Raw genomic sequence first — 16,379 nt, 5'->3', positions numbered from 1 at the left:
TTCAGGTGAAGGGGTGGCTGTACGTTCTATCGACTAGTGAACGGCCCCCTACCTTCACAGCCGCTGACAGGAGAGAGTAGTACGAAAAGGTCCGCTATGAGGACCCTGGAGACCACTTCAAAAATCGATCGCACGTCTTCTCCTTGGTTTAGGGGCTGCCCGCTTCTAAACTCAAGGGTGCGGCCTTAAAGAGGTGATTCAGGCAGCTGCCGTGATAAATTCTCCGCAATCCTATTCAAGCGATCACAGCCAACAATGGTGAAAGCTCAATACAAAAATGCATAAAATATTCAAAATGCCCTTTTCCAAGGTATACCCATTGTATATCCAGAAGGCTGAACGAAAGAATCGCACAAAGCAGGAAGTCGATGGCATTATTCTCTGGCTTACCGGCTATGATGCTGCAGGACTGCGTCAACAAATAGAAGCGGAAAGCGATTTTGAAGCCTTCTTCTCTCAGGCGCCGGCGTTGCACCCCAACAGCTCACTCATCAAGGGAGTGGTGTGCGGGGTGCGGGTGGAAGAGATCGACGATCCGCTGATGCAGAAGATACGATACCTGGACAAGCTTATTGACGAGTTGGCGGAAGGTAGGGCAATGGATAAGATTCTGAGATAGCAGTAATACGTGCAAATAGAGCCAATGACCATTAGTTGAGTGCATAGGAAAGCTCTCACCTATGAGAGCCTAACCAAATTCATCAATCCAAGACCATTAACTTAATCGTAACCACCGCTATCACGAAAAATCCAACGTAGAAAAACACACTCCCAGGCGTAAGAGAAAAAAGAAACTTACCCATATCCTGAACATCAACTTCAGGATGAGCTTTATTTCCCGCTAACCTAAATGTGCTTACCCTGCCTTTTACAGCAATATACAAAGCAGCGACCAAGTAAAATGAAAGAAACAAAAACTGCACTTCCGAGTAAATAGTACTCCCAAGAAAAACCTGACGAAATAGAACGTAAGCGCCGCAAATAAAAACAAGAAAAGAAAGAACTCTACACACCGGACCTACGGTGATGTATTGCGGAATTTTCCGCTCTATTTTTTGGGTCTCCCTGTCCATGGCAAAATCCACTAAAATTTCAGTTTATATAGCCATGCCAGCAAATAGCATGGCTATATTTATTCACAATCAGATTATTAATGTGAATTTGAGTACTTGTTGGTAGTGTTGCTACCTCCGCCGGAGGTAAAACCTGTTCCCACCATCACTCCTCCACTGAAGGCCAAACCACCCGCCACCAGAGCCCCCAATGGGCCAAGAGTAGCAAACCCCAGTGCGGCCATACCAATTGAGGAACCTATCATCGTCGCCCCGGTATTGATCATTGCCAGATTGTACCCGCCAGACACATTCTCTACTTCATTCTCGCTGAGAGGTATCAAGCCATTTTCAAGTGTAGACTTTGAACTCTTCATGTCGAATTCCTTTTCGTGATTAGTCGATAGCTTTTTTTGAACTTTGCCAGCACAAATCGATTCCAAACTGCGTTGGACCTCGCTGGCCTTAGGCTGCTGTACCATGAAATCAAAATCCATACGGGACTGGAGAGCGATTTCACAATACAAGCCGGACTAATCGTTACTGATATTTACAACTGACTCCACTTCAAATCCAACCGCAACAAATCATCTACTTCATACCAATAAGAAAAGCAGAGCTAACTACAACTCCCGCAAAACCGCCAACGGCGGACTCGACACTACACCCCGACAGCTAAACACCCCCAGCGCACCAATCAGCAGTGTTCCGGAGGCAATGCCAATCGGCCACAGCCAGGGCGATGGCACGTAGCGCATGTCCAGCACCCAGGCCTGCAGCAGATAGACGGAGAATTCCGCCGCTACCGTTGCCAGTAGGCCTGCGAACAGGCCGAGGGCGGCGAACTCGATAGCCAGCCCGCCCAGTATCAAGCCGCGGCGGGCACCCAGGGCGCGCAGTATGGAGCTTTCGTACATGCGCGAATCCACGCTGGCGCGCACGCCGGCCACCAGCACCAGCGCGCCGGCCGCGAGAATCACGCCGAGCACCAGTTCGATGGCGGCGGAAACCTGGTCGACAATCCCCCTCACCTGCTCCACCACCACATCCATTTCAATCACGGTGACGGTCGGGAAGCGGCGGATGAAGGTGTTCAGGAAGGGCTTCTGCTCCGGCTCCAGGTGGAAGCTGGTCATGAAGGTCGCCGGGAAGGCCGCCAGTACTTTGGGTGGAAACACCATGAAAAAGTTCGGCCGGAAGGACTGCCAGTCCAGTTTGCGGATACTCGCCACCGTCGCTTCCAGCGGTTCGGAGCCAATCAGCAGACCAATGCGATCGCCAACCTTGACGTTCAGGCGCAGTGCGAACTCCTCCTCCAGCGATACCAGGGCTTCTTCGGTGCCCGCGGGCCACCACTGCCCCGCCACCAGTTCGTTGCCGGCGGGCACGGTGTCGGACCAGGTAAAGTTGGCGCCGCGCTGGTGGCGCTCGCCGGTGGCGTCATCGCGCGTGGGCAGAGGCTCAGCGTTCACCGACATCACCCGGCCGCGGATCATCGGGTAGATGGCCTCGCTGGGTACATCGCTGCTGCGCAGCATCTGCTCGATGTCCTGCACCTCATCCGGGGCGATATTGAGCATAAAGTGATTGGGGGCATCGGCGGGCAGTTGCGCCTGCCATTCGCGGATCAACGAGGTGCGCACCAGCACCAGTACCAGCAGCAACATGATGGCCATGGCAAAGATCACCACCTGCAGGGCGTTGGCAGTGCCGCGCCGCTGCAGGCCCGCCAGCGCCAGGCGCCAGATGCTGCCGGCGCTCATGCCCACCAGGCGACCGCCACGCAGCAGGGTAAGGGCAAGCCCCAGGCCCAGCACGCCGGTAACGCCCAGGCCCAGCAACAGCGCCCCGGTCAGGCGGATATCCCCGCTGTACCACCACATCAGGCCGGCAATGGCGACAAAACCCAGCAGGTAATCGCCCAGGGTGCGGCGGTTTTCACTGGGCATGTCCCGGCGCAGTACCCGCAGGGGGCTGGCCTGCCCGAGGCGGCGCAGGGGGGGCCAGGCAAAACACAGCAGGCAGGTGAAAGCGGTGGCGAACCCGATGGCGTAGGGTCGCGGGCCGGCCGGCCCCGGCGTCACCGGCAATTGATCGGCAAACAGCCCGAAAAAGACGGCCTGCAGGGCCCACCCCGCGGTGCAGCCAATGGCGGTGGCGACCAGCCCCAGCATGATCAGGCTGCTGCCGTACAGGCGATTGATCACCCGGGACTGGGCGCCCAGGCTCTTCATGATGGCCACGTAATCGGTGTGCCGCTCGCTGAAGCGGCGGGCGGCAAGTGCAATGGCCACTCCCGCCAGCACCACCGCCAGGCTGCCCGCCAGCAACAGGAAGCGCTCGGCCCGCGCCAGTGCCCGCCCCACGCCCGGCTGCCCCTGATCCACGTCCAGCAGGCGCTGGCCGTTTTCCAGTTGCGGTTCAAGCCAGCTGGTAAATGCCTCAACGCTCGCCGGCGCACCGGCATAGAGCTGTCGATACTCGACCCTGCTGCCCGGTTGCACGACACCAGTGGCGGGAATATCGCTGTAGTGCATCAGCACACGCGGACCAAAGCTGGACAGCCCCGCCGCCTGGTCCGGCTCGGTGCGGGTGGCTGCCTCCACCACAAATTCGGCCTCACCGATGCCGACCTTGTCACCCACCGTCACGTTGAGCAGCGCAAACAGGCGCGAATCCAGCCATACGGTGCCCGGCTGTGGCCCCCGGGTCGCCGTCTTCACCTCCCCGAAAGGCTCGCTGCTGTAGGTCAATTCACCGCGCAGCGGATAGTGGTCACTGGCCGCTTTTACCGACGCGAGAATCATCGCTTCCTCACCGGCGAAGATCATCGACGGGAAGGACAGTGTGGTGGCAGTGCGCAGGTCGCGCCGTCCCGCCTCTTCAACAAATTCCCCGGGCGCCTGCCGGGTACTGCTCAGAACGGCATCGGCCGCCAGAAAGCGGTGGCTTTCCTGCTCCAGGGCCGATTGCAGGCGTGTGGTAAAGGCGCTGATACCGGTCACCACAGCCACCGCCAGTACCAGCGCGGCCACCAGGATGCCCAACTCGCCGCCGCGCCAGTCCCGCGCCAGCATGCGTCTGGCTGTCATTGCCATATCAGGTCACCACCAGTTCGCCGGCCTCGAGCTGCAGGCGACGCTGGCAGCGCTCGGCCAGCTTGAGGTCGTGGGTGACCAGCACCAGGGTGGTGCCGTGCTCCTGGTTAAGCTGGAACAACAGTTCGATGATGTGTTCGCCGGTGCGGCTGTCGAGGTTGCCAGTCGGCTCATCGGCGAACAGGATTTCCGGGCGCGCGGCAAAAGCCCGGGCGATGGCCACCCGCTGCTGCTCGCCGCCAGAAAGCTGACGGGGATAATGGTCGAGACGCTGTGCCAGTTCCACCCGCTGCAGGAAGTGCTCTGCCTGGCTGAGGGCATCCTGCTGGCCCTTCAATTCCAGCGGCAGCATCACGTTCTCCAGCGCGGTCAGCGCCGGCAGCAACTGGAAGGACTGGAACACGAAGCCGACGTTCTCGGCGCGAAAGGCGGCACGGCCGTCTTCGTCGAGGGCGGAGAGATCAGTGCCACCAATCACCACCCGGCCCGTGGAGGGTTCGTCCAGTCCCGCCAGCAGTCCCAGCAGCGTGGACTTGCCGGAGCCGGAGGCACCGACAACCGCCACGGTCTCCCCCGACTTGATTTCGAGGTTGATCCCTTTCAGTATCTCCAGCTCGCGCCCACCCATGGGCACCGTTTTCTGAAGATTCTCGGCTCGTATCATGCGAACTCCCCTGGCGTCATTACCACTCATCCTGTTACGGAACAGCCTGCTGATCGGATGGCTGTGCCTGCTGCTGGCGCCGCTGGCAAAGGCTGAACCTCAAACCGAGCCCCCTGTGTTGATGGTGCTGGGGGATAGTATCAGCGCCGCCTATGGCATGTCTCTGCAACAGGGCTGGGTGAGCCTGCTGGGCGACGAACTGCAGCAGCGCGACCCGCCCTGGCAGGTGGTGAACGCCAGTATCAGCGGCGATACCACTGCCGGCGGCCTGCGCCGCCTGCCGGCGCTGCTGGAAGCGCACCAGCCGCAGCTGGTGATCATCGAACTGGGGGGCAACGACGGCCTGCGCGGTTACCCGGTCGGCAAATTGCAGAGCAATCTGGAACAGATGGCGCGGCTGGCGCGCGAGGCCGGCGCCAGGGTGCTGATCCTGCCGATGGAGATACCGCCCAACTACGGTGCGCGCTACACACAGTTGTTCCGCGAGAGCTTCGCAGCGGCGGCACGTGAAAGCGGCAGCACGCTCGGCCCCTTCCTGCTGGATGGCGTAGCGACCGACCCGGCGCTGATGCAGGACGACGGTATTCACCCCACCATCGAAGCCCAGCCGCAACTGCTGGACAACCTGCGCGACACGATTCTGGAGCTGCTGTGAACCACAAGACAACAAGCTGGGACGATCTGCGGGCGGCGGACCGCGCGACCCTCTGGCACCCCTATGCCTCTGCCACCCGCGCCGCTGATGTCTACCCCGTGGTGGGCGCCCGCGGCGTGCGCCTGCAGCTGGCCGACGGGCGCGAGCTGATCGACGGCATGGCCTCCTGGTGGTGCGCCATCCACGGTTACAACCACCCGGTGATGAACCGCGCGCTCAACGAACAGCTGGAGCAGATGTCCCACGTCATGTTCGGCGGCCTCACTCACCCGCCGGCGGTGAAGCTGGCTGGCATCCTGCTCGATCACACCCCCGACAGCCTCACGCGCGTATTTTTCAGCGATTCCGGCTCGGTGGCGGTGGAGGTGGCCCTGAAAATGGCCATCCAGTACTGGTACTCGGTAGGCCGACCGGAAAAACAGAAACTGGTGGCATTGCGCAACGGCTATCACGGCGACACCTTCGGCGCGATGGCGGTCTGCGACCCGGTCACCGGCATGCACCATCTGTTTGGCGACGTGCTGCCACAGCATTTCTTTGCACCCGCACCCGACTGCCCTGTCGATGGTCCCTGCAGTGACAGTGACATCAAGGCCATGGCCGACCTGCTGGCGGCGCACCACCGGGAGATTGCCGCCGTGATTGTCGAGCCGGTGGTACAGGGCGCCGGCGGCATGCGCTTCTATTCGCCGGACTACCTGGTCAAGCTGCGCGCGCTCTGCGACGCCTTCGACGTGCTGCTCATCTTCGACGAAATCGCCACCGGCTTCGGCCGCACCGGCAAGCTGTTCGCCCTCGAACACACCGGCATCGACCCCGACATACTCTGCCTGGGTAAGGCCCTCACCGGCGGCTACATGACGCTGGCGGCCACCCTCTGCAACCAGCGCATCGCGGAGGGTATCAGCGAGGGCGAGGCGGGAGCCTTTATGCACGGCCCCACCTTCATGGGCAATCCACTGGCCTGCAGCGCCGCCATCGCCAGTACCGAGTTGCTGCTGTCCCAGCCCTGGCAGCGCAGCGTCCAGCGTATCAATGCCGCCCTGGAAAGAGGCCTTGCTCCGGCGCGGGAACTGGCCGGCGTCGCCGATGTGCGCACCCTGGGCGCCATCGGCGTGATCGAAATGAAACAGCCGGTTGACATGCAGGTGGTCCAACCGATGTTCGTCGAGCGCGGTGTATGGGTACGGCCCTTTGGCAAACTGGTTTACGTGATGCCGCCCTTTGTCATGAGCGATGAGGACCTGGCGACGCTAACCGCTGCCATGGTGGAGGTCGTAACACAACTGTGACACGCGGTGGCGGGCGCCACCTTCAGTTACAGAATCTTCAGTTACAGAATCTTCAGTTACAGAATCTTCAGTTACAGAATCTTCAGTTACACAGAGAAGCCAGCTCGCCGCCGGTCAATTTCAGCAAATCCTGCGGCGCCAGCTGGATTTCCAGGCCGCGCTTGCCGGCACTGACGTAGATCTCGCGGAATGCCGCGGCGCTCTCGTCGACGAAAGTGCGCAGCGCCCGCTTCTGCCCCAGCGGACTGACGCCACCCAGCACATAGCCGCTACTGCGCTCGACCTTTTTACCCTCGGCCATCGCCGCCTTCTTGGCGCCGGCCGCGCGCGCGATCTTCTTCAGGTTAAGGGTCTGCTCCACCGGAATGATGGCAACCACCAACTCGATTCCCGCTTCCGCCACCAGGGTCTTGAACACCTGTTCCGGTGGCACGCCCATTTTCTCCGCGGCCTCCAGTCCGTAGGAAGCTGCGCTCGGGTCGTGCTGGTATTCATGGATGTGGAAGGCAATGCCCGCCTTGCGGGCGGCGTCGATGGCGGGTGTCATGGTGGGTGAAACTCGTCGTCAGTGGGCTTTGATTTTTTCCACGCCGCAGCGGCTGCAGCGATAGCGTGTCACCAGTTTGCCCTGTTTCACGTCAAACTGCCTGGCCTTGTCCACCACCCACTTGTGGTGGCCGTGCTTGCACAGGGTCTTGCCTTTGTGCTTTTCCTGCAGCGAAGGTTTCTTGAAGGGAAGGATATCGGCCATGGGATCACTGGGTATGCGGGGCAGCTACAACAAGGTGCGCTCGAGCGCTTTCTGCCAGCTGGCGAATCGCTGGCGCCGCCGGTGGGGCGTCATGCCGACACGAAACTCCTGTTCGGCCTGCCAGATTTTGCGAATTTCGCCGGTGCCGCTCCACAATCCCACGCCGAGCCCGGCCAGATAGCAGGCGCCGGCGACGGTGGTTTCAATCACCTGGGGGCGAATCAGCTTGCGACCCAGCACATTGGCCTGGATCTGCATCAGCAGGTTATTGGCGGCAGCGCCGCCGTCCACCCGCAGGGGCTTCATACGCTTGCCGAGGTCGCGCTCCATCGCCAGCAGGATGTCGGCATTTTGCAGAGCCATGGCGTCCAGCGTGGCGCGGGCGATATGGCCGCGCGTGGTGCCGCGGGTAAGGCCGCTCAGCATGCCGCGGGCATCCGGCGCCCAGTGCGGCGCGCCGAGGCCGGTCAGGGCGGGCACGAATTCCACGCCGCCGTGATCCTCCACCTCCCGGGCCAGGGCTTCAATCTCCGAGGCTTTGCGGATGATCTGCATCTGGTCACGCAGCCACTGCACCGCCGCACCGCAAACAAAAGCGCCGCCTTCCAGGGCGTACACCGGCTTGCCACCCTCACCCAGCTGCCAGGCCAGGGTGGTGAGCAGGCCGGAGCGAGACAGCAGCCTTTCGCTACCGGTGTTCATCAGGATGAAAGAGCCGGTGCCGAAGGTACATTTGGCATCACCGGCGGTAAAACAGGCCTGTCCGAACAGTGCCGCCTGCTGGTCACCCGCCACACCGGCAATAGGGATACCGTCGGGCAAACCCTTCACACCGCGGGTATGGGCGAGAACGGCACTGGAGGGCACCACTTGCGGCAGAATATCCTTGGGCACCTCAAACAGGTCCAGCAGCTCGCTGTCCCAGTCGCAGCGCTTCAGGTCCATTAGCGAAGTGCGCGAGGCATTGGACACGTCGGTCACGTGAGCCTTGCCACCGGAGAGCTGCCAGATCAGGTAACTATCGACGGTGCCTGCCGCGACCTTGCCGGCCCGCAGATTCTTCGCAATACCGCGGGTATTGTTGAGTAGCCAACGGAACTTGCTGGCGGAAAAGTAGGGGTCGAGCACCAGCCCGGCCTTGCGCCGCACCATTTTTTCGTGCCCCGCGGACTTTAAATTCTCGCAGAAATCGGTGGTGCGCCGGCACTGCCAGACAATGGCATTATTGAGGGCCTCGCCGCTGTCGCGATCCCACAGCAGCGCCGTTTCGCGCTGGTTGGTGATGCCGATGGCGACAATGTCGGACGCCTTGCAGACCCGCTTGCGCAGTACCGCACTGATGCCCTTCTGCACAGACTGCCAGATATCAGCGGGCGCATGTTCCACCCAGCCCGGCTGGGGGAAGTGCTGGGGAAATTCGTAATTGACGCTGGCGCGAATCCGCCCCCGGCCATCCATCAGGGCGACGGTTGAGCCGGTGGTTCCCTGATCGATGGCGAGGACGAAGTCAGTCATCAGGCGGCGTAGCCTTCAACGGCCTTGATTTCAAGGAAGTCTGCAAAGCCGTGGGCGCCCCACTCACGGCCGTTGCCGGACTGCTTGAAGCCGCCAAAGGGCACGTCGAAGCCGCCGGATGCGCCATTGATATGCACGTTGCCGGCACGGATGCGCGCGGCCACCTTGCGGGCGTGTTCGATATCACCGCTCTGCACGTAACCGGCCAGGCCGTAGGGCGTATCGTTGCCGATGCGGATGGCCTCTTCCTCGCTGTCGTAGGGAATCATCACCAGCACCGGACCGAAGATTTCCTCCCGGGCGATGGTCATCTCATTGTTGACGTTGGAGAACACGGTGGGGCGGATGAAATAGCCCTTGTCGATGCCCTCCGGACGGCCCGGCCCGCCGGCGACCAACTTGGCGCCCTCCTCGATACCTTTCTCGATCAGAGCCTGGATCTTGTTGAACTGCAGTTCGGACACGACAGGGCCCATGGTGGTGCCATCGGCCTGGGGGTCACCCACCACGACCGAGGCGGTCACCGCTTTGGCAATTTCCTCGGCCTGCTCCAGCTTGGCACGGGGCACCAGCATGCGCGAGGGTGCGTTACAGGACTGCCCGGTGTTGTTGTACATGTGCAGCACACCGCGAGTGACCGCCGCTTCGAGGTCGGCGTCGTCGAGAATGATGTTGGGCGACTTGCCGCCGAGTTCCTGGGCCACGCGCTTGACGGTGGGCGCGGCATTCTGGGCCACCAGGGTGCCGGCGCGGGTGGAGCCGGTGAAGGACATCATGTCGACATCGGGGTGCTGACTGAGTGCCGTGCCAACGCCGGGGCCGTCGCCGTTCACCAGGTTGAATACGCCGGCGGGCACACCCGCCTCGTCCATGATCTGGGTCCACACATAGGCGGACAGGGGCGCCACCTCGCTGGGCTTGAGAATCATGGTGCAACCCACAGCCAGGGCGGGGGCAACCTTGCAACCGATCTGGTTGACAGGCCAGTTCCAGGGAGTGATCAAACCGCAGACGCCGATGGGCTCCTTGAACACGCGGTGCGGACCGAGGTCCTCCTCAAAATCGAATTCCCTGAGCACGCGCAGGGCTTCCTGCAGGTGCCCGAAACCCGCCATGGCCTGGGCTTCCACCGCCAGCTTCTTGGGCGCGCCCATCTCTTCGCTGATGGCCGCCGCCACGTCGTTCAGGCGCTTTTCATAGACTGATACGCAGGACGCCAGCACATCGATACGATCCTGGCGAGTGCTGTAACCGTAGGTTTCAAATGCTTTGCGGGCGGCGGCAACGGCCAGATCCACATCGGCCTCGGAGCCGATGCTGATGACGCCGCAGGCTTCCTCAGTGGCGGGGTTGATCACTTCCAGGGTGCGCGGAGTCACCGGGTCGACCCACTGGCCATTGATATAGAACTGCGTGTACTGGTGCATGTTTTTCTCCGTTTAGGAATTTGCGGGTTTGCGGGTTTACGGATACAAGAAAGGCTCTAGTGTAGCACCGCCCCGGGGCCTGGCTACCACCCCAGGGGGTTATCGCCGCCGCGCCCGGCGGTAGGCCAGTGGCGACATGCCCGTCCACAGTTTGAACGCGCGGGAGAAGGCCGGTTCCGTCATTGCCAGGGATTGTGCCACCTCGCCGATGGGGCCGTTGCCCTCCAGCAACAGGGCCTCGGCGCGATCGCGGCGATACTGCTCCCGCAGGCGGCGAAAACTGCTGCCCTCGCGCTTTAACTGGCGGTGCAGGGTGCGGCTGCTCAGGTGCCACTGGCCGGACAGCTCCTCCAGACTGAGGTCGGCGGAGGCGTCCGCCAGCGCGCGCAGCACCCGGGCACTGACACTATCGGCAAAGATCTGCTTGACGAACCATTCATCGGGCAGGCGCTGCAGATAGCGGCGCAGGTCCCGCCGCGAGCGGATCACCGGTGCCCGTAGCCAGGCGCCGTCCACCTGGATGCTGCTCACGGCCTGTCCGTACTGCACCGGTCCGGGAAACATCAGGCGATACTCGGCTCGGTGGGCCGGGGCGGCAAATCGAAACGCAGTGCGCTGCAGGGGTATGCGCTCGCCGATCAGCCAGTTGCAGAAGCGGTGCCAGATCAGCAGCATGAACTCCTCCAGCAGGTGATCCGGGTCCGCAGCGGGTTCCGTCAGGCTGAGGGCCAGTTCACAGGGCCCCGACTCGCGCAGTTGCCAGCGCAGGGCCGGCGAGGTCAGATTGTAGAAGCGCACGGAGTAGCGCAGCGCCTCCCCCAGAGTGGCGCTGTCGACCATCTGCCGGGCCATCAGGGCAAAGGTGCCAAAGCGATGGGCGCCGGCGCCGAAGCCCATCAGTTCATCGTCCAGTTCCCGCCACACCATGCGCATCAGCGCGCCCAGCTGCACCGGGCTGATGCGCACCCTGCCCTCCTCCAGCAACTCGCGGTTCAGGCGCACCGCCTGCAGCAGCTGCGCTTCGGGCACCCCCAGCCGGGTGGCGCGGGACACCAGAACGCGCGCGAAATGGGTGGCGATACCGGGACGGTGAAGGTCGGCCAACGTTGTCATTTAATGGTAATTCCCCTGCGGCTGCCGGCGCTTTATACCGCAATTGCACAGGGAATGACCACTTGCTGTCGTCTACAATCAAAAATTGGCGGGTTGCGTCATTGTCTTGCCCCCCGCTTTTACTCACACTTTCGCCTCCCCCACGCCAGCGATGGAGCACAGCATGAACAACGAAGATTTGACCCTGTTTCGGGACATGGCCCGCCGCGCCTTCGAGCAGGAAGTCGCCCCCCATTTCGAGGAGTGGGAAGAGCAGCACATGGTGCCCCGGGAGCTGTGGAATACTCTCGGTGCGGCCGGCCTGCTGTGCCCCGACGTGGACGAGGCCTACGGCGGCGCGGGCACTTCGCCCCACGTCACTCTCGCCCTGATCGAAGAGCTGTCCGCCATGGGCTTCGGCGGCATCGCCACCGGCACCGGCATTCACTCCAACATTGTGGCGCCCTACATCAGCCGCCACGGCACCGAAGCCCAGAAGCAGCAGTGGCTGCCGAAGATGGTCAGCGGCGAAGCGGTGGGCGCGCTGGCCATGACAGAGCCCGGCGCCGGTTCCGACGTACAGGGCATCCGCACCACTGCCGTGCGCGACGGCGACGAGTGGGTCATCAACGGTTCCAAGATTTTCATCACCAACGGTATTCACGCCGACCTGGTGATCGTGGCCGCCCTCACCGATCCCGGCAAGGGCGCCAAGGGCACCAGCCTGTTCCTGGTGGATGCCAGCCTGCCGGGTTTCGAAAAGAGCAAGAAGATCGAGAAGATCGGCCAGCACACCTCGGATACTGCGCAGCTGTTTTTCCAGGACCTGCGCGTGCCGGCGGATGCCCTGCTGGGCGACGAGAACAAGGGCTTCGTCATCATGATGGAAGAGCTGCCGCGGGAGCGCCTCGGCATCGCCGCCCAGGCCATTTCCGCCGCCGAGGGCGCGCTGGCGCACACCATCGAGTATGTGAAGGAGCGCAAGGCTTTCGGCCAGAGCGTCAGCAGCTTTCAGAACACCCGCTTCAAGCTGGCCGACGTGCGCACCGAAATCGCCTTGAACCGCGCGCTCTACGAGCAGTGCGCCGACGAGTACAGCCGCGGCGAACTGACCGCCGACAAGGCCGCCATGCTGAAGCTGGCCGCCTGTGAAATGCAGTGCAAGACCATCGACGACTGCCTGCAGCTGTTCGGCGGCTACGGCTACACCACCGAGTACCCGATCTCCCGCTACTACACCGATGCCCGCATCCAGCGCATCTACGGCGGCACCTCCGAGATCATGCGCGAGCTGGTGGCGCGCTCCATTCTCGGCCGCTAAACGCCTGAATCGCCCGGCTCCCCGGAGCCGGGCGGCTTTCCCTGCCAGCAGCCGACATTCAAAGCGGCTTGACCAACTCCCCCACCAGCCCCAGCGCCACCAGCACACTGAAACCCAGCGTCACCGTCAGGCCGCACAGCAGCGTGGTCAAAATGATGATATTGGCCGCCAGGACGCTGTTGCCCCGGGCCGCGACAACCATCACGAAACTGGCCGCCGCCACCGGTGCCGCCAGTAACAGGAAGATCACGCCCAGAGCCTGCCCGCGAACCCCCATCAGCAAGGCCACCGCGACACCAATGGCCGGCCCCACGCACAGCCGCCAGCCCGCTGCCTCCCAGGTCGTGCGCCCGAGCCGGTGCAGGGTATTGAGCTGGATGGCGCCGCCGATGGCGACCAGTGTCAGTGGAATGAAGTAGCGCGAAATGGCGGAGGACACCTGCGGCACCAGAGCTGGCAGGGGCAGCGCCAGCAGGGACACTGCCACACCGAGGCCAATGCCGATCAGCAGCGGATTGCGCAGCATGCCCAGCAACATGGCCCGGGGCGAGCGCTGACCGCCGTGAGTGGCATTCAGCAGGGCGACAGCGAGCATGTTGTAAAGCGCCGTCATCACCGCCAGCGGCAGAGTCGCCAGGGCCAGGCCGGCTTCGCCGTAGGCCGCGTGACACAGGGCAATGCCAACAATGGCGAGGTTGGAGCGGTAGGAGGCCTGCACAAAAACGCCGGTGTCTCCGAGGGAGAAACCGCGCCAGCGGCAGTAGCACAGACTGGCAAACAGGGTGACGAAGGTCGCGACAACGCCGGCCGCCAGGTAGCGGGCATCGCCGAGGTGGCGGTAGTCCACCAGCGCCGCGCTGGCAAACAACAGCACCGGCAACGCCGCCATAAACGCAACACGGGAAATGGCGTCCACATGGCGCTGCTGAATGACGCCGACGCGGCGCAGCACCACCCCCAGCAGCACCCAGCCGAAGGTGGGGCCGCTGACGGACAGTGCCGTAACAATGAGTTTGAGTGTGTCGCTATCCGCCAAAAGCTGAGGGCTGCCCGCCGGGGAAAACCGCGATTATGCCAGTTCTCCCAGGGTCTCGCCGAGGGCGCCGAGCAGACTGTCGATCTCGGCCGTCTCGATCACAAAGGGCAGGCCCATCTGGATGGTGTCGCCGCCGTAGCGCACGTAAAAGCCTTTCTCCCACATCCGCATGGCAATCTCGAAGGGGCGGCGCGCCGGTTCCCCCGGGTATGCCTGCAGTTGCAGGGCGCCGGCAAAGCCGAAGTTGCGGATGTCGGTGACGTGGGGCGCGGCCTGCAGCTGGTGCAGCCCGGCTTCGAAATGGGGCGCCAGTTGCGCCACCCGCGCCGGCAGTTGCTCCTGTTCGAGAATGTCCAGCGCCGCAATACCGGCGGCGCAGGCCACGGGGTGGGCCGAGTAAGTGTAGCCGTGGGGGAACTCCAGCATATAGTCGGGGCCGCCCTGGGCCATAAAGGTCTGGTAGATATCGTCCTTCGCAATCACCGCTCCCATGGGGATGGCGCCGTTGGTGAGCTGCTTGGCCACGTTCATGATGTCCGGCACCACGCCGAAAGCCTCGGCCCCGGTCATGGCGCCGCAGCGACCGAAGCCGGTAATCACCTCGTCGAAGATCAGCAGGATGTCGTTGGCGTCGCAGATGTCCCGCAGGCGCTTGAGGTAGCCCGCCGGCGGCGGGATCACCCCGGCGGAGCCGGCCATGGGCTCCACGATCACCGCGGCGATGTTGGAGGCGTCGTGCAGGGCGATCAGTTCCAGCAGTTCGTCCGCCAGCTGCCAGCCGTTGGCGGGCATGCCGCGGGTGAACACGTTCTCGGCCAAAAGGGTGTGCGACAGGTGGTCGGCGTCCAGGCCCTGGCCGAACAGCTTGCGGTTGGCACCGATGCCGCCCACCGCAATGCCGCCAAAATTCACCCCGTGGTAGCCCTTGGCGCGGCCGATGAGCTTGGTTTTGGTGGGCTGCCCCTTCAGGCGCCAGTAGGCCCGCGCCATTTTCAGCGCGGTATCGGCGCACTCGGAACCGGAGTTGGTGAAGAACACGTAGTCCAGACCATCCGGGGTCAGGGTCTTGATGCGATTGGCCAGCTCAAAGGAACGCGGCTGGCCGAACTGGAAGGCCGGCGAGTAATCCAGTGTCTGCAATTGCCGGGTTACCGCTTCGGTAATCTCCGGCCGGTTGTGACCGGCACCGCAGCACCACAGGCCGGAGAGTCCGTCGAGGATGCGGCGGCCGCGATCGTCGATGTAGTAGCAACCTTCGGCGCCCACGATCATGCGCGGGTCGTCCTTGAACTGGCGATTGCCGGTATAGGGCATCCAGTGCGCTTCCAGCTGCGCACGGCTGAGGCGTTGGGAATCTGGCATTTGGGTCATGACCTGCTGTCCGGAGAATGTGGCTCGAATGATGCGGCCATTCTAGGGCCGCACTTATGTTTCATGGATTAATAGTTAAGAACACATAGGTTCGATAACATGAAACTTTATATGCGAGGCCTGCCCCATGAAAAAACGCGCCCTCCTGGGTACGGTGACCGACAACGACCTGCGTCTGCTGCGGGTATTTCGCGCCGTGGTCGCCTGCGGCGGCTTCGCGGCGGCCGAACTGGAGCTGAACATCAATCGCTCCACCATTTCCCGGCACATCAAGGATCTGGAAACCCGCCTCGGGGTCACCCTGTGCCGGCGCGGTCGCGGCGGCTTTTCCCTCACCGAGGAGGGCCAGCAGGTACATGCCAGCGCACTGAAAATGATGTCGGCGATGGAGGACTTCCAGCACGAGGTCAACGACCTGCACCGCGAGCTGACCGGCAACGTTACCCTCGCCCTGTTTGACAAGACCGCCTCCAACCCGGAGTGCCATATCGCCGCCGCCCTGGGCCGTTTCGATACCCTGGCACCGGAGGTACATCCGCGGGTACACGTGGAACCCATCAACGCCATCGAGCGCGGTGTGATCGAGGGGCGCTACCATATCGGCGTCATTCCCGAGCACCGCCCCTCCTCCAGCCTGCGCTACTTTCCCCTGTTCCGGGAACAGATGTACCTCTACTGCGGCAGCGCCCACCCGCTGTTTGCCCGGCGCGCCAGCAGCGAGGCGGTGCGCCGCAGCAAGTACGTCGGCATCGGCTACCACAGCCCCAACATGGAGGTGACCCGCCAGCTCGGCCAGCAGCGCCACGCCACCGCCTATGACCAGGAAGCCGTGGCCCACCTGGTGCTGTCCGGCGCCTACCTCGGCTACCTCCCCGCCCACTACGCCGCGCCCTTCGAGACCAGCGGCCTGATGCGCGCCCTGCTGCCGGGAACCTTCCAGTATGTGTGTGAGTTCAGCGCCATCCTGCGCGCGACACCCGCACCCAACCGGATTGTCAAAACCCTGCTCGACTGCCTGCTAGAGGCCCACGGCCAGCCTGACACCGAGTCGCTGAATTGGGTATGATGCCGCCTTTTACCGCAAGCCATAACACCCGCTAATTAC

The 16,379-nt window shown here is 62.7% G+C and carries 16 protein-coding genes; 5 read left to right on the top strand and 11 right to left on the bottom strand.

Features of this window, described 5'->3' with window-relative positions; genetic code table 11:
* The first annotated feature begins 277 nt into the window (after positions 1-277).
* The gene (locus FVW59_RS11925; RefSeq protein ID WP_148064576.1) at positions 278-619 is read left to right on the top strand and encodes a DUF2200 domain-containing protein; all 342 of its coding nucleotides are present in this window, start codon (positions 278-280) and stop codon (positions 617-619) included.
* Between the two features lie 82 nt (positions 620-701).
* Here the strand turns inward: FVW59_RS11925 and FVW59_RS11920 are convergent, their stop codons facing one another.
* From FVW59_RS11920 to FVW59_RS11905, 4 genes are all read right to left on the bottom strand, one after another.
* The gene (locus tag FVW59_RS11920; protein ID WP_148064575.1) at positions 702-1,073 is read right to left on the bottom strand and encodes a hypothetical protein; all 372 of its coding nucleotides are present in this window, start codon (positions 1,071-1,073) and stop codon (positions 702-704) included.
* A 77-nt stretch (positions 1,074-1,150) separates the two neighbouring features.
* Positions 1,151-1,549 carry a hypothetical protein gene (locus FVW59_RS11915; RefSeq protein WP_148064574.1) on the bottom strand — a complete coding sequence of 133 codons (399 nt, stop codon included), beginning with the start codon at positions 1,547-1,549 and terminating at the stop codon, positions 1,151-1,153.
* 126 nt (positions 1,550-1,675) lie between these two features.
* Positions 1,676-4,144, bottom strand: coding sequence for an ABC transporter permease (locus tag FVW59_RS11910; protein ID WP_246139721.1), 2,469 nt, complete (start codon positions 4,142-4,144; stop codon positions 1,676-1,678).
* Between the two features lie 7 nt (positions 4,145-4,151).
* On the bottom strand, positions 4,152-4,814 hold the full coding sequence (locus tag FVW59_RS11905) for an ABC transporter ATP-binding protein (protein ID WP_148064573.1): 663 nt from the start codon (positions 4,812-4,814) through the stop codon (positions 4,152-4,154).
* On the opposite strand from FVW59_RS11905, the gene FVW59_RS11900 reads away from it, so the two are divergent.
* On the top strand, positions 4,813-5,469 hold the full coding sequence (locus FVW59_RS11900) for an arylesterase (RefSeq protein ID WP_148064572.1): 657 nt from the start codon (positions 4,813-4,815) through the stop codon (positions 5,467-5,469). The two genes, FVW59_RS11905 and FVW59_RS11900, sit on opposite strands and share 2 nt — an antisense overlap.
* Complete coding sequence (gene bioA, locus FVW59_RS11895; protein WP_148064571.1) at positions 5,466-6,761, top strand: adenosylmethionine--8-amino-7-oxononanoate transaminase; 1,296 nt, start codon at positions 5,466-5,468, stop codon at positions 6,759-6,761. The genes FVW59_RS11900 and bioA overlap by 4 nt, the downstream gene beginning before the upstream one ends.
* 82 nt (positions 6,762-6,843) lie before the next feature.
* On the opposite strand, the gene ybaK is transcribed toward bioA, so the two are convergent.
* The 5 genes from ybaK to FVW59_RS11870 all read right to left on the bottom strand — a co-directional run bounded on the left by ybaK (position 6,844) and on the right by FVW59_RS11870 (position 11,567).
* A complete protein-coding gene (ybaK, locus tag FVW59_RS11890) occupies positions 6,844-7,308 on the bottom strand; it encodes a Cys-tRNA(Pro) deacylase (RefSeq protein WP_148064570.1) in 465 nt (154 codons plus the stop codon).
* A gap of 18 nt (positions 7,309-7,326) precedes the next feature.
* Positions 7,327-7,512 carry a hypothetical protein gene (locus tag FVW59_RS11885; protein ID WP_148064569.1) on the bottom strand — a complete coding sequence of 62 codons (186 nt, stop codon included), beginning with the start codon at positions 7,510-7,512 and terminating at the stop codon, positions 7,327-7,329.
* Between the two features lie 24 nt (positions 7,513-7,536).
* The gene (gene glpK / locus FVW59_RS11880) at positions 7,537-9,027 is read right to left on the bottom strand and encodes a glycerol kinase GlpK (RefSeq protein WP_148064568.1); all 1,491 of its coding nucleotides are present in this window, start codon (positions 9,025-9,027) and stop codon (positions 7,537-7,539) included.
* Entirely contained in the window at positions 9,027-10,454 is a 1,428-nt protein-coding gene (locus tag FVW59_RS11875) for an aldehyde dehydrogenase family protein (protein WP_148064567.1), read from the bottom strand. Before FVW59_RS11875 ends, glpK begins: the two co-directional genes overlap by 1 nt.
* 99 nt (positions 10,455-10,553) lie before the next feature.
* A complete protein-coding gene (locus FVW59_RS11870) occupies positions 10,554-11,567 on the bottom strand; it encodes an AraC family transcriptional regulator (protein WP_148064566.1) in 1,014 nt (337 codons plus the stop codon).
* A gap of 163 nt (positions 11,568-11,730) precedes the next feature.
* Here FVW59_RS11870 and FVW59_RS11865 point away from each other — a divergent pair, with 163 nt between their 5' ends.
* Positions 11,731-12,867 carry an acyl-CoA dehydrogenase family protein gene (locus tag FVW59_RS11865; RefSeq protein WP_246139720.1) on the top strand — a complete coding sequence of 379 codons (1,137 nt, stop codon included), beginning with the start codon at positions 11,731-11,733 and terminating at the stop codon, positions 12,865-12,867.
* A 58-nt stretch (positions 12,868-12,925) separates the two neighbouring features.
* Here FVW59_RS11865 and FVW59_RS11860 read toward each other — a convergent pair whose 3' ends face one another.
* Both FVW59_RS11860 and aptA read right to left on the bottom strand, forming a co-directional pair.
* The gene (locus tag FVW59_RS11860) at positions 12,926-13,903 is read right to left on the bottom strand and encodes an AEC family transporter (protein ID WP_148064564.1); all 978 of its coding nucleotides are present in this window, start codon (positions 13,901-13,903) and stop codon (positions 12,926-12,928) included.
* A 33-nt stretch (positions 13,904-13,936) separates the two neighbouring features.
* Positions 13,937-15,265: an omega-aminotransferase AptA gene (aptA, locus tag FVW59_RS11855; protein WP_425468404.1), complete on the bottom strand. Its 1,329-nt coding sequence runs from the start codon at positions 15,263-15,265 to the stop codon at positions 13,937-13,939.
* Between the two features lie 136 nt (positions 15,266-15,401).
* Between aptA and FVW59_RS11850 the strand changes: the two genes are divergently transcribed.
* The gene (locus FVW59_RS11850; RefSeq protein WP_148064562.1) at positions 15,402-16,340 is read left to right on the top strand and encodes a LysR family transcriptional regulator; all 939 of its coding nucleotides are present in this window, start codon (positions 15,402-15,404) and stop codon (positions 16,338-16,340) included.
* The last annotated feature ends 39 nt before the right edge of the window (positions 16,341-16,379 follow it).

Source organism: Parahaliea aestuarii (assembly GCF_008064635.1).
In the GTDB taxonomy this organism is placed as follows: domain Bacteria; phylum Pseudomonadota; class Gammaproteobacteria; order Pseudomonadales; family Halieaceae; genus Parahaliea; species Parahaliea aestuarii.
Note: the sequence above shows the minus strand (reverse complement) of the source record. Positions and strands in the feature narration are given on the sequence as shown.